The sequence below is a fragment of the Anaerococcus nagyae genome (assembly GCF_040364225.1).
Lineage (GTDB): Bacteria > Bacillota > Clostridia > Tissierellales > Peptoniphilaceae > Anaerococcus > Anaerococcus nagyae.
The window spans coordinates 564,734-579,899 of sequence record NZ_AP031484.1 but is presented as its reverse complement, the minus strand read 5'-3'; the positions used below and the strand labels follow the sequence as shown (position 1 = coordinate 579,899).

The window sequence follows — 15,166 nt, the reverse complement described above, 5'->3', positions numbered from 1 at the left end:
CTTATTTAGCCTCCAAATATTTTCTATCTAAGATTCCATTCACAGAATTTCTTTCTAAAACATCAACAAATGGATCTAAATAATTTAATGGCTTTATATGTCTATCAAACTCCATTAATTCTGATAATTTTTTCTGTAATTCATAAGATACTCCATATTCAATACTATATTTTACACATGAACTTTTAGACGGTATATTAACTTCATTTGTATTTATATAATTTTCAAAGCTACAAGAATTACAATGACAAACGCTGCATTTATCGCAAAGTGGTGAATATTCTTCAGAGTATAAATGCCTATTATATTTCTCTTTTAATCCGTCTTCTAAGCTTCCGATATAATCCAAAGGAAACTTAAAATAAAATTCTGGACAAACATAAAACTTTTCGTTGCTAGCAAGGGTATAAGAATTCAATCCACTATCACATAATTCTTTTTCTTCCATAAACATTTCATCAGTTATTACATTCAGTTCTTTAATTATTCCTTTATTCACATATTCGTAATAAATATAATCAGAGATTTTCTTCAATTGTTTTTCATATAGGATATAATTAAATTGTTTATCAATGTCTAATATATTTAGATTAATCCTGTTAGTCTTATTGAATAATTTTGTTATAAAATTCTTCATATCACTTAAATAATCAGACGATATATTTAGTATTATATTTTCTTCTAGTTTCATATTTCTTACAAACTCTTCATCATCAGGATATTCAATTGTAAGGATATAGTTATTAGTTATTTTTCTTATACTATCTTGATTTCTTATTGAGCAATAGTGAAAAATATTATGTCCTTTTAAGTCTATCTCTTTGAAATTTAAATTTAGACCATAATTACTATGTATGAATACTGGTCTTAGAAAATTATTTTTAGCATATTCTAATCCTTCTATTATTGTTTCATTAGACATAATAGAAGGATCACTTCTATCTTCACTACTAGCACAAGTTCTTACAGCTGAATTAGATAACAAAAAATAAAGTTTATCTCTTCCTCCGTTATTAATTTCTTTTTCTATTCCATACCTATTATATAGCTCAGCAAAATAGTAGTTATTCGCTCTGACTCTTGCTTTATGCATTTTACAAATATATTTAGCTTTTTGGAAATTTGTATTACTATCTGCAGAATCATAATTATGACCAAAACATGAAGTGCATCCGCTTGCAATCCTGCAGTTAATACACTCCTCATCAGATTGAAGTTTCGTATTTAATAGATAATAAGGTCTTATTTTATCAAAATCTATACCATTCTCTACATTACCAATTACAACTTCTTTTTTATTGTTAAGTGAATAATCTTTATATCTCATACATGGATACAATGATCCATCAGGACCAACTGCTATCATCTTTCCAGCACCACATGAAGCTATTTCTAATATTTCTTTACTATTTGAAAAACCTATAGATTCATCAAATAAAGTACAAGAATATTTATCAAATAGTCTATTTTTCAGGATATAGTCTGCCAATTCAATTAACTGGTCTTCAAAAATTTTTTCATCTCCATCTTGCCAAACATCTTCAAATACTACATTTGCTGCTACATCAGATATTCCTAATTCCCATAAATGGATTATGCTATCCTTTAAATATTTTAAATCTTTACTTGAAAAAGTAACTTTGGTAGATGCTTGAAATTGATTTTTATAAAGTTCTATGTTTTTTATTATTTCATCATAAGTACCTTTTCCATTGGGGAAAATTCTGTGCATATCATGTTTTTCTTTTATCCCATCTAATGTAATTGCTATTTCAAGTTTTCCTTGATTTTTCTTTATAAAATCTTGTACCTCTTTACTGCCATAATTAATCCCATTTGTCGTTATATTAATCCTATAATCCCAATACCATTCATCATTTAATAGATATGTTTTTAATTTAAAATAATCGCATATTTGATCGATTAGTTTTATTTCAAGTAGTGGCTCTCCACCTATAAAATCTAATATAACTCCATTTGGTCTAACTATTTTATCTGAAAGTACATAATCAATAAATTTCTTAGCTACATCAAATGACATTTTCTTATTTGAAGATTTATGTGTAATATAACAATAATTGCATCTTAAATTACAATCCTCAGTCACAATAAATGTTAATGTTTGAGCAGTACCTTCTTTCCAAATATCAATCTCTTTTCCAAGTTTGTAAGTTGTATTATTTTTTATCATCTTTATTTAAATTATTATTAAATGTACTATGTGAATATTTTGGGTGTTTAGCAGCATTCTTTGCTGTACAACTATACCTACAAGTATTAGTACACGATAATTTACACACATTAAAAGGAGTAATTTCTCTTCCTAGCATATTGTTTTTTAGTTTACTTGAATAATTCATCACTTTATCACCTCTAAATATTATTAATTCTATACTTTTTCTTTAATTTTATATTATTTTAATTTAAGTTTCAGCTAACTTTTGTGAATAAAAAAAGCATTAGAATTTTTAAATCCTAATGCTCATCTATCAAAATGAATCTACATAACCTAGTTCTCTTACCTTGTCTATCATTTCTTGATAATTTCTAACATTTAATTTTTGATATATTCTAGATAAAGATACCGCTAAACTTCTAACATTTATATTAAGTTCTTTAGCTAGTTCTTTCCTAGACATACCATTTGAATACAATCTCACTATTTTTAATTCATATTTTGTCAACGATTCTAACATATAATTTTCTTCAGGAAATATTATTTTATCTTCTTCTACAATACTTTTAATATATTGTATTAACTTTTTAGTATCCTCTTCTTTAGAAATAAATCCTCTACATCCTATTTCTTTAGCTCGTTTTATATAGAATTCTAATTTATATGCAGTTAGAATAACAATTTTTATATCTCTATAATCTTCTATCAATCTTTCAGCTAGATCTAATCCATTTACTGTTCCTTCAATACCCGTTAAGTTAATATCTATAAGTAATAAGTCGTAACTAAGAATTGATTTATCTGTATTAAGTTTTTCAATACGGTCTATTATATCTACAGAAATAGATTGTTCTGTTTCTAAACTCATTTTTAAAGAAGTAGCTACCATTTTATGATCTTCTATTAACAAAATTTTCATTTACAACTCTCCTATCTAATGGAATTTTTATTTTAAATTGCACATACGATTCTTCTAATTCTTCATTATTTTTAAATATTTCATATTCAAATACCCCTCTGTATTGTTTTAAATTCAATCTTAGAATATTTAATCCTATATTGCCTTCTTTAATTTTATCTTTATCTTTTATATAATCTCCAACATTTGTAACTGTTAAATAAATTATATTTTTTTCTACTTTCAGACTAATATTAGTGTTGTAACCTTTAGAATGCTTAAATGCATTTATTAACAACTCATTAATACACTTATATACTAGCTCATCATAAGGTGATGAAAGTTCAATATCTTTTTTACATTCAAATTCAATAAGCATCTGTTTACTTAAATACATATCTTCTAGATCTGATATAAGTTTATTATATGCATCATACAAAGAACTGTACTCTTTAATCTTAGGATTAAATGAATCAATTTCATGTCGAATTAAATCATTCAATTTATCTAAATTCTGTAATATATATTTTTTATCTGAACCTGACAAATTATCTTCAATCCATCTACGTATAGCTATTATAATTTGAAGTATATCATCATGTAAGAATGTCTGAATTTTTAAAGTATTAAGTCTTTCAATTTCTCTGTTTCTATATATTTCAACATAATAACTATCTAGTAATTCATCAAAAGTAACACTTTGATGTTTCTTATACTCCTTATAACTTCTAAATTCTGCTAAATATATAAAAAAGTAAAAAGATAATAAAGTAATATCTACTACAGAAATACCAACTAAATATAGCATTACAAATAAAACAATATAACCTAAAAATAGGTTCCTCATGGCTTTGATAAATAATGCTAATCCTTTTCTTACATCCGTTATCATAATTTTATATAATAATACCGACTCCATTGATATAATTGATAATAGTAGGTACTCACTAATTGAAACATTCTCAATACTATTGATTTTCTTATAAATACAAAAAGAAATAATAAAACATATTTGTAAATATAAAATTACCCTTCTATTATTATGTCTTATTTTTCTATCTAATATATAAGAAATACTAGGACTCATTAATAAAAGAATAACTACATATTTATATATAAAATTGGATAATGAATAATTATAATTTATTGTTAAAGCTGACATAAAAATAATAATAGTTATAATTAGTTTTTTAATACTTAACTTATACGCTGAATATATCAAGGCTAAATTTTCTAACAATAATAAGCTATATATGACTAATTCTATGTGTTTTCCTGTTTGTAAATTAATTAGTATTGTATCTTCTATACACATAAATATTATAAATAGGATAATTAGAATACTATGCTTTAAAATGAATTTTTTATCAGAATTTAATATTGTAATAACATACGAAACAAAATTTACAATACTCAGCAAGATTATTATTATAATTCCTATATCTTTTTGTTGATAATACTTTATAAAAGGAATTATAGGTATGAACAAAACAATTTGTAATATAATATGAGCAATCAAAATTAAATCTTTTCTTTTCATAATTTTTCCTTATAAATGTTGATAAACACAAATAATCGTAACTCTATAATATAGACAATGCGTGATTTTATATCAATATTCTTCTAATATTATTATATACTATATCTCAGTATAAATTAGTTATTTTAGTATCTGTTATTCTACCTACTGCTTTCTAGTTATTTTTTACTCTTTTATTTATTGTAACCTTATCAATAATAAATCTCAGCTAACTTTTGTGTATTAAGCATATATTTGTAAAATATTCAACTAATACTTAAATAATCATTATTTATTCAACAAAAAAATAAAGCGATCCGAAGACCGCCAATTTTTATCTCTCAGTACCTTTGCTATGCTCAATTTTATGAGTCTTTTTATTATCATTACTTTTAAATCTATTTATTTGCCCAAATATAGACTTTTTATCTTTATTTTGAGTTTTTATTTGTTCTTTTGCTTTTAACAACTTGGCAGAATATATCTTTATACTCCTATATTCTTTTCCATCCTTTCCTTTGTTGGTTTTTCCCTTACCAAATAAGTGTACAAAGTCACCTTTCTTCATATTACCTACTTGACTAATTTTATCATCATATGCGTAACAATCAGTAAATTTTACGTTTCCTTCCTTGTCATTTTCTGCTATAGAAAAGGAAGCAACTTTAAAGCTTCTTCCATCTTTTGCTTTTAAATCTTTGATCTCTATATCACTAGCTAAATTTCCATCTATGTTTAATATATCCTTGCTTTCTTTATCTACTTGTTCTCGATTAATTTCTAAATTTTCTTCTAATCTTTGCTCATCTATATAATCCATAAACTTTTCATCAATAAGTCCCATTACTGAATCACTCATATAATTATCATAGGTAGCATTAAGAACCTCTTCATTTAACACTCCTGTTTCAAGGGATACGATCCCTTTTACAAATTCTTTATGATTATATTCAGCTAGAAAGTCTATTGTATTTTTCATACTTTTAAAATCAGTGTTTTGCATATTTGCTATAGTTTTTATATCGCTGGCATACCTTACTGATTCCCATTCATAATTTCCACTTTTCTTATTTAACTTAATTCCTGTAGCTAAAATAAATTGATTACCATCAAATAGTGTAGCTTGATTATCTTTAATATCAAGTACAATTGTTTCTCCAAATTCTGTATTAATTACATTTCCTTTTCGTACATCCATTAATATTCCTCCTATTAATTCTTCTTTTTCTTCATTAATTACAAATTGTTTTATTTCTTCAACTGTCGGATCATTAATTATAGTTTGAATAAAGTCTACTAATTTATCCTCTGAATCTCCTAAATTTTTGATTCCATACTCCACTAAGTTATTAATTATTCTTTGAGTTGCTCCATCAAAAGAAAACTCATCTTGTATAAATTCATTAAATCCATCTTTATCAAATTTCATATTCTCTTCCTCTAGCAATATTACTTAAATATTTATCTACCATAAGGCTCACAGTTGTTTATTTCTTTTATGTTATTGTCTTCTTTTATGTTATTGTCTTCTTCTAAGTTATTCTTATATTCCTGTAACTTATCTATAATAGATTCCTTTTCTTCTTTAGCATGAAAATTATCTTCAACATCATAAGTAGATTCAAAATAATCAGAATCTTTAAAGTCATTATCATATCTATCAGGAATCCCATCATTATCCAAGTCTAAATTTAATGGATCATAAAAATTACCTTCATCATCTATTTCAAGTCCAAGAATTTCCTTTAACTTTTTTTCATCAACTGCTACAAGCTCACTAAAATCCCAAAAGCCAATATCCGTCTTTATTTGTATTAACTCTTCCAAATCACTTGCGTCCAAAGGATCATAGGTGTACTGAAAGCTGTCAATTAAAGTATTGTCTACATAGGTATTCATTTTATAATTTTCCAAATCTAAACTAATTTGTATCTCATGTTTTTCATCTGGTGTAGTTGTATAAGCTATTCTTATTTCATTTAAATCAGGAAATAGGTTATCAAAATCTTCTACTTTGTTATCTTCTTCATATTCTCTATTCAAGAAATTAATTAATTCTTCCTTTACTTCTTCAAGCAATGGATTGTCTTGTTGTATATCTTCACTATCTCCCATATCCAAAAGATTATTTACTTCTGAAAGCCTTAGAGACTTATCTTTCAAAAGCTCAGCTTGTGGAAATGTCTTTTGTACTTCTAGTTTTGCTATTTGGAATTGTTCTTCTGTATCTTTTAGTTTAGATATATTATCTTCTAGTCTTTCTGGTAATTTATCTAGTATATTATCCATTCTTGTAATATTGCCTAGTCCATCTGTTCCAAACTCTCCCGTATAATCTTCTTTTCCTTTCAAAATAAAGTTATACTTATTGAAAAAAGAATCATATTTTATAGATAGATCAAAGTTTCTATACTTCCCTACTTTTATTCCTTCTTTATCCATTTCTCCATTAATTTTCAGTCCCTTAATTTTATTCAACAAAAACTCCCCTGCAATTTTCTTATCCGTATACTTCTTTTCATCAATGGTTAGGGAGGTAAATTTATTTTCTTCTTTTGTATTTTTACTTACTTCCCTATAAGGTTCAGTATTCTTAATATCTTCTCTTATGTCCTCTATTTTTCCCTTTAATCTATCTATTTCTTTTGGATAAAACTTTACTACCTTATCTTCCATCTTATAAAGATTAGATTTAAAGTTTGATTCTAACATTTTAAGTTTAGAAACCTCTACATCAAGGTCCATCTTTTCTTTGATTAGAGGATTACTCGTTGCAAGCGCCTTAATCTCTGCATAATTTAAAGTCGCCTCATCTACATCTTCTGCTACTCTTACTGGCGTTTTTGAAGTCATAATTTGAGAAATATATTTTTGTTTGTTTTCTAAAGTTTGAAAAAGATAAGCATCGAAAGTGTTTTCTGTTATATATCTAAAAATATAAACTTTTTTATTTTCATTTCCTTGTCTTACGATTCTACCTGCCCTTTGAGAAAGGTCGGCAGGTCTCCATGGTATATCAAGATCATGGATAGCGATTAATTTATCTTGAGCATTAGTACCTGCTCCCATCTTTTGAGTAGAGCCAAGTAATATTCGTATTTCTCCTTTTCTCACTTTATCAAATATTGCATCTTTTTCCCTATTATTTTTTGCATTATGGATAAATTCTATCTCTTTTTCAGGCACTCCTAAATTCATAAGTTTTTGTTTAATGTCATCATAAATGTTAAACTCATTACTTGGAGTAGACATATCACAAAAGATTAGTTGTGCCGATTTTTTATCCTCATATTTTTCCCAAATACTAAATACATTTTTGATGCAAGTATTTACCTTACTGTTTGGATCATCTGGAAGTAGAGCATTTATTAATCTTTGATCTAAAGCCATTTTCTTTCCATCATTTGTAATTAGTAACATATTATCTACACTAGAATCAACTTGTTTATTACGAACTTTATCTGCTCTTTCTGAAAAAGTTTCAAGTATTTTCTTCTGTTCTTCTGTAGGCTTTGTCTTTATAGTTTCATAGCAGGCTTCAGGAGTCGGTAAGTTTAATACATCTGCTGTCTTAATATCCATAAATCCTTTTATTGTATTCATAAGTTCCGGTAGATTATAAAACTTAGCAAATCTCGTTTTACTTCGATAGCCATTTCCTTCTGGATTAAGTTCAATAGCTGTTATAGTTTCTCCAAAAGTAGAAGCCCAAGAATCAAAATGTTGTAACTTCATCTTTTTTAATTCATCATATTGTAAATATCTCTGCATAGTATAAAGTTCAGCCATGCTATTACTTACAGGTGTTCCAGTAGCAAATACTAGACCTTTGTTATTAGTTATTTCATCCATATAGCGACATTTCATAAGCATATCGCTTGACTTTTGTGAATCTGTAGAAGTAATACCTGCTACATTTCTCATTTTAGAATAAAGATATAGGTTCTTATAAGCGTGAGCTTCATCTACAAATAACTTATCAATTCCCAATTCTTCGAAAGTTACTACATCGTCTTTTTTATAGTCGGCACTTAGTTTTTCTAACTTTGTCTCTAACTTTTTCTTTGTCTTTTCTAATTGCTTTACAGTAAATCTTTGATCTCTTTCCCTTTTATACTCATCTATATAGTCAATAATTTCATCAATTTGACTTTGTAATTCATATCCTTGTCTTTCTTTTGATATTGAAATTTTTTCAAACTGAGAATGCCCTATAATAACTGCATCATAATCTCCTGTTGCAATACGACTGCAAAATCTTTTTCTCCTATCTGGTGTAAAATCTTTTTCTGTTGCACATAATACATTAGCTCCTGGATAAAGTTCATTAAATTCTCTTCCAAACTGCTCTACTATATGGTTGGGAACAACAAACATCGACTTATTGCTCATACCAAGTCTTTTTGACTCCATGGCTATACCTATCATTTCAAAGGTCTTTCCTGCTCCTACTTCGTGGGCAAGTAAAGTATTTCCACCAAATAAACCTCTTGCTATGGCATCTTTTTGATGAACTCTAAGTTCAATTTCAGGATTCATTCCTTCAAAAGTAAGATTAGAGCCATCATACTCCCTTAATCTTATGGAATTAAATCTTTCGTTATAGTCTTTTACCAACCTATTTCTTCTTTCTACATCATCAAATATCCAGTTCTTAAATTCTTCTTTTATTATTTCTTGCTTACTTCTTGCAAGCATTGTTTCTTTTTGATTTAAAACAGATTTTTTCTTTCCGTCACCATCTTCTATTTGATCAAATACTTTTGTATCCCTCAGGTTTAAAATATCTTCTATTAATTTATAGGCGTTTACTCTATTTGTGCCATAGGTATAGATGGCAAGAGCATTGTCCCTATCACTGCTTTTACCTTCAACTCTAAATTCTCCCGTAAAGTCAGAATATTTAATATCAATATCCCATCTTGCAGAGCCTGGCGTTTTTAATAAGTCAAACATAAATTTTTTGTAATCTTCTTCTGGTATCCATGTTGCACCCATTCGAACTGTAATTTCACTTGCATCAAGTTCTTTAGGCACAACTTCCATTAGCTTTGTTTTTTGAAAGTGTAACTCTTTTAATTCCTTTTCTAATAACTCTCTATCTGCTAAATTTTCTTTCTTTTCTAGCTCTTTTTCAATATTTTTAATATAGGAATCTAGCACTTCTATTTTTTCTCTTATATTTCCTGATAAATATTCATCAGCACTTACATAAGATCTTGAAAAATCTCCTAAATCCTTAGCGGACTTAAATGGATTTATATCACTAGGTTCAAATGAATCTAGATTTAAAAATATTTCTCCCTTTAACTCTTCTATTAATTTATCTCTCGATTTGCCTGTTAATTCTTCCATATAATCAAAGTTAACTTTTCCTTTTTGACTAATAGATAGTACAAGAGCATCTATCGACTTATCCGTATGATCTATAACTACAGCTTTTTTTATGGTTCTTTTTGTGAATATATCAGATTTCCCTATAAAGTTTCCTTCTTTATCTAATTTTTCCAAGGTTGAAATCAAGGAAAAATTGGCATCTTCTCTAAATAACTTTTTACTATCTTTTGAATTTAATCTCCCATATTTCTTTGAAAATTCATCATATAGGCTATTTAGTTTTTCTTGTTCTTTTTTTATCTCTTCATCTAAGTAATCTTCCTTTTGAAAAGTGATTACATTTCTCAGACTTGCATTTAATTTTAAATACTCTTCCACCTTGCCCTTATCCTTTTCATTTAAGGATACTTTTTGCATAATAGAATTTTCTCTAAAATATATTTCATCATCTACCATGGCAAATGAATAATTTTTAACCCTATCATCGGCAGGTACTAGTTTCTCTCCCAGGTCTTCATCCATTTGAACCTCTTCATATTTTCCTTTAATATTCTTTATTGCTAATTTTAATCCTTCTTCTAAGGAAATATCTTCTCTTTCTATACAGGAAAGACTTGTTCCAAATCTTGATGATATTTCTTCCATAGTCCCTATTACCATGTCTGGATTATCAACAAAGTATTTATTGTAACTTAATCCTTTTTCATCTTTATCTAACTTAACCCAATCTTCATCTATCTTTAGAAGTCTATCTCTCTTTTTTAAGAAAATTATATCCGAGGTTACTTCTGTACCTGCTTGTCTTTTAAAAGTAGTATTTGGTAATCTTATAGCTCCTAAAAATTCTGCTCTTTCAGATATATATCTTCTAACGTCTTCACTCTTTTTATCCATTGTTCCCGATGATGTAATAAATGCGATAATCCCTCCATCACGAACTTTATCTAATGATTTAGCAAAAAAATAATCGTGAATAAGAAAGTTATTTCTTTCATACTCACGATCTGCTACTTTAAATTCTCCAAAAGGAATATTTCCTATGGCAACATCAAATAAATTATTGGAAAAATTTGTATCTTCAAAGCCTTTAACTTGTATATTAGCATTAGGATATAAGTGTTTAGCAATTTTACCACTAATACTATCTAACTCTACTCCATAAAATTTTGACTCATTCATTTCTTCAGGTAGATTTCCTATAAATCTTCCTGTCCCAGCACTTGGTTCTAAGATGTTACCTTTTCTAAATCCAAAATTAGAAAGAGTTTCATATATAGAGTCTATAACTACTTTCGGCGTATAAAAAGCTGTTAAGGTAGATTCTCTTGCTCTATTATATTCTTCACCAGTTAAATTTTCTTTTAAGAAATTTCTCGCATCAAGCCACTGACCTTCCTTTTCTTCATCAAATACATCAGAAAGTCCTCCCCAGCCTACATACCTTTCTAAAATTTCCTGTTCTACCTTTTTTGCAAATCTATTTTCTCTTTCTAGATTCTTTAAAAGTTTAATAGCTTCTATATTATTCTTTAGCCTTTGAGAAGGCGCTAAGTTTTCTTCTTCATTTAAGATTTTATAGTTTTCTAGGGAAACTTCCTCTATCTCTTTTTCTTGAATAGATTGTTGTTCTTCCAACTTATATTTGCTTTTAAGTTTCTTATCGGCTTTTTCTTCTTTAAGATCTCTCGCAAAGTCTCCAAAGCTAATTTGCTTTACTGATTCTATATTTTCTACTTCTTTATTTCCTATAACTTCTAAATCAAGGTCATTATAATCATTAAAAAGAATTGTTTCATTTCCTGTAATAAAACCATTCATTAGTCCTGTATTATCTTCTAATTCTATAGTTTTAGGATTTGTCTTATCATTAATGTTAGATATGGTATATTCTCTACCTTGGTATCTAACATTAATGCCTTCTGTAAAAGACTTTTCTTCTTTTTCCTTTTCTAATTGCTGATTTAAATATCCCTCTAGAAGTACCTCCCTGTGTCTATCATCCAATAAATAAGGGACACTATTTAATAAGTCCTTATAGCTTTTATATTTTATAGCTGAATTAGTATTCAAAATATATCCATTGTATCGCAGATTTTGTTTAAGGGATTTTTTCTTTGTATCTAAAACTAACTCAACCTCAAAGCCTTCTTTTCCCTTTATGGTGTCTTTAATACTATCTGGAATTTTTAATAATCCATCTTCTACTTTCTTTGATAAAAGTAAATATTCTTCATTTTGAGGATCAAAGTAGTACTCATTTTTTTCTTTAGTATCCTTTTCTATTAGCTTAGATATGACTTCCTTTTTATTTCTTATTTCTTCAATTTGTGTTTTTTCTTCTTGAGATAGATCCACATTAAAAGTAATTTCATTTTCTCTATTTATATAGGCAAGATTCTGATAAGCCCCATTAATTTCAAGATTTTTATTTAGTACATATATATCATCATAGTAATCTGGAAATTGCTGACCAAAACTTTTTATATCTATGTCATAACCTTCTTTAAATTTTGTTACTTCATCATCAGATATTTCAAATAAGCCTTCCCTTTCCAATGTAAAGACATCATTTAAATTTCTAAGATTTACATCTTTCATTTTGATAGCCATTTCATCAAATAAGCTATCTACTTTTCTGCTTTCTTCAAAGGATTTACCCTTATATAAGGTATATACCTTCCCTTGAGGATTGTCCTCTCTTGGATAAACTCTACTTCCTGTTTCTTCTAATTCTATATCCTTTGTTTTCTCTCTATCTACTAGAGCATAATAGTAACCTACTTTTACTGCTATTTTATCTTCTAAAATCTCTTTTGCTAATTCTTCTTCTGGACTATCTCTTAGTATTTCTACTACTTTTAAATTACTTTCTTTAAAAGAATGTGAAAATAGTTTTAAGTCCTTATCAAAATAGGCATCATAGGAATAATAAGTGATTGGATTGCCATTCTCATCATATCCATTAGAAAGATTTTTTATTTTTAAATACTTATTATCTTCTGTTTTAACTATGTCCCCTATTTTTATAGAGTCCATATTCTTATCAGCTTCTACATAATTCTTAAATAAATTATCTAAATATTCTCTATATCTATTTTGGGTTCTAATACTTAATTTTTTAACGCTTTCTATAGACTTCATATCATCTGGAAGATTGTCCTGTTTATGGGAAACTTCTCTCATTATTTTTGCATATTCTCTTTGAAATACAGAATTAAAACTTGCTAGGGTATCATTCCCTAAATTTTCTCTTGCTTTTATAATTTCTTTTTCTAAATCTTTATCCTTAACTAATACATTAAAAAGTCTATCTTCAATTTGATTTATAGAAAGTATTTTTTCATCTATCTTACTTTCTTCACTAGCCTGATTAAGTTCTTTCTGATTTTTTCCTATTTGTTCATAAAGAAAATCGAAGCCCCTTTGATTAGCCTCATTTCCATCACCTATGTCTATCCTATAATAATCAACCTTTTTCCCATCTACTATATGATTGAAATAGAATTTGGAATATCCTACCCATTCATCACTCATCTGTGGATATTTATCTTCTTCAAATGTCTTATTTTGAAGTCTTATCTTTTCATCTACTTCCTTTATTTCATCTAATAGTTCCTTAGTTAGTCTTTGACCTTCATAATTTTTTTCTATCAGACTTGAACTTTCATTAAATTCAACTATCCAATAATCTTCTTCATTATCTATAAGATTATCTTGATTAAAGTCTATTTTATCTTTACTAATGTAAAATTCCCTAAACTCTTCAAAACCATTTACTATATCATCGTCTATAATTTCCCTATCGGAATTTACTATGATATTTGGAATGTCATCATATTGACTTTGACTTTCTAAAAGATAATATTCTTTTCCTTCTATCTCTTCCTTATCTTTAATATAAAATGTGTCCTCTATTCCCTCAAGAACAATTCCATCTTCTAAATGGTCTAAGTATGAATCTAATTGTTTTTCATAAGCTAATGAGTATAAGTCCTCTTTTAAAGAGTTTGGCATAAAGTCATCATAAATTACAAGTCTTCCATTTTCTCCAATACTTGCTACAGATTGCCCTTTATAGTAGTAGGTGGAAATATTATTTATCTTTTCTGTATAAACCTCACTATCTGTAGGAGGTAGATCATCTTGATAATCTATAGACTCTTGACTTTCTTCTTTTATATCTTTTATATCTTTTACATAATTTATATCATGATCAACTTTTTTCTCCCTATCCTCTTCAATACTTTCTTCTATATACTTATTTTCTTTAATAAGGTCATTAATTCTTTTTGCAACATCAGACCAAGATAACTTAACTTCTTCAGCATTTCCCTTACTATATTTTATTCCCTTTGCATCGTGCCATTCTCCACTTTCCATTGCTCCTGATAGGGCATGAGAAGAACCACCTATTCCATATTCATTTTTTAGAAAATCTGCCTTTTCTTTTAAAGTATGTTCTTCCCTAAAAAAGTCATATATTCGTTTTTTCCCATCGGAAAATCCACTACCTTTTCGTAAATTCTCATCTATTTCATCTTTTGTAATAAAACTATAGATAGATTCAATATCGGTCAAACTTGACTGGTATACTTTTCTTTCTATTTCTAAGTCTCTAAGATTCTGATAAATTCTATCTACTTTATGGTGATTAAATCGTAAAATATTAGGATTACTCTTGTATTCTTCCAAAAATATTTCATATTCTTTTCTTAATTCACTTCTAAAATTCTTATCTTTTAGTTTTCTACATAAATTTTCTGTTTTTTCTTGGAAGTTTTTTTCTTTTATTTCACTTAGACTTTTAAGATAACTATCTTTTATTTCATCAGAAAAATCTTCTTTTAAATACCATAGTTTTTCTGCTATTTTTTCTATTTCATAAGACGAACTTTCTATTAATTCTACATTAGTAGCAAATTCTCCTCTGTCTAATAAATCATTAATATTACTAGCTAAATCCTCCCAAGAAACTATTTGACCTTCCCTATCTCTTGCTCCATCTCCCTCTTTAAAAATTGCTCCTTTTTCTCCAAACCAAGCTGAAATTTTTCTTCCATCTATTTCAAAACCATTAGCTCCTATATATGTTTCTTTTAAGAAGTTTACTTGTTCTCTCAAGGACTTCTCCTTAGAAAATTCTGCTATTACTGGCAATCTACCATCTTGATTATTCCCTCCATAGATTAAAAATGTATCTATTTCTCTTTGGCTTATTGGACTTGTAATAAAGGTC

5 protein-coding genes are annotated in these 15,166 nt (G+C 27.4%); all 5 read right to left on the bottom strand.

The genetic code is table 11. The annotated features are described in order from the left end of the window. Window position 1 precedes the first annotated feature (1 nt). The 5 genes from ABXG81_RS02650 to ABXG81_RS02630 all read right to left on the bottom strand — a co-directional run bounded on the left by ABXG81_RS02650 (window position 2) and on the right by ABXG81_RS02630 (window position 13,944). On the bottom strand, window positions 2–2,191 hold the full coding sequence (locus ABXG81_RS02650) for a radical SAM peptide maturase, CXXX-repeat target family (RefSeq protein WP_353529047.1): 2,190 nt from the start codon (window positions 2,189–2,191) through the stop codon (window positions 2–4). Between the two features lie 298 nt (window positions 2,192–2,489). Continuing rightward, on the bottom strand, window positions 2,490–3,095 hold the full coding sequence (locus ABXG81_RS02645; RefSeq protein WP_196377251.1) for a response regulator transcription factor: 606 nt from the start codon (window positions 3,093–3,095) through the stop codon (window positions 2,490–2,492). Then, window positions 3,067–4,614 carry a hypothetical protein gene (locus ABXG81_RS02640; protein WP_353529046.1) on the bottom strand — a complete coding sequence of 516 codons (1,548 nt, stop codon included), beginning with the start codon at window positions 4,612–4,614 and terminating at the stop codon, window positions 3,067–3,069. Before ABXG81_RS02640 ends, ABXG81_RS02645 begins: the two co-directional genes overlap by 29 nt. A 313-nt stretch (window positions 4,615–4,927) precedes the next feature. Beyond that, on the bottom strand, window positions 4,928–6,022 hold the full coding sequence (locus ABXG81_RS02635; protein WP_353529045.1) for a single-stranded DNA-binding protein: 1,095 nt from the start codon (window positions 6,020–6,022) through the stop codon (window positions 4,928–4,930). A gap of 32 nt (window positions 6,023–6,054) precedes the next feature. Further along, a complete protein-coding gene (locus ABXG81_RS02630) occupies window positions 6,055–13,944 on the bottom strand; it encodes an SNF2-related protein (protein WP_353529238.1) in 7,890 nt (2,629 codons plus the stop codon). Window positions 13,945–15,166: the final 1,222 nt, after the last annotated feature.

Coding starts and splice junctions, on each gene's coding strand:
- ABXG81_RS02635 (WP_353529045.1), bottom strand. CDS start 6,022: ATGAAATTTGATAAAGATGGATTTAATGAATTTATACAAGATGAGTTT.
- ABXG81_RS02640 (WP_353529046.1), bottom strand. CDS start 4,614: ATGAAAAGAAAAGATTTAATTTTGATTGCTCATATTATATTACAAATT.
- ABXG81_RS02650 (WP_353529047.1), bottom strand. CDS start 2,191: ATGATAAAAAATAATACAACTTACAAACTTGGAAAAGAGATTGATATT.
- ABXG81_RS02630 (WP_353529238.1), bottom strand. CDS start 13,944: ATGCCAAACTCTTTAAAAGAGGACTTATACTCATTAGCTTATGAAAAA.
- ABXG81_RS02645 (WP_196377251.1), bottom strand. CDS start 3,095: ATGAAAATTTTGTTAATAGAAGATCATAAAATGGTAGCTACTTCTTTA.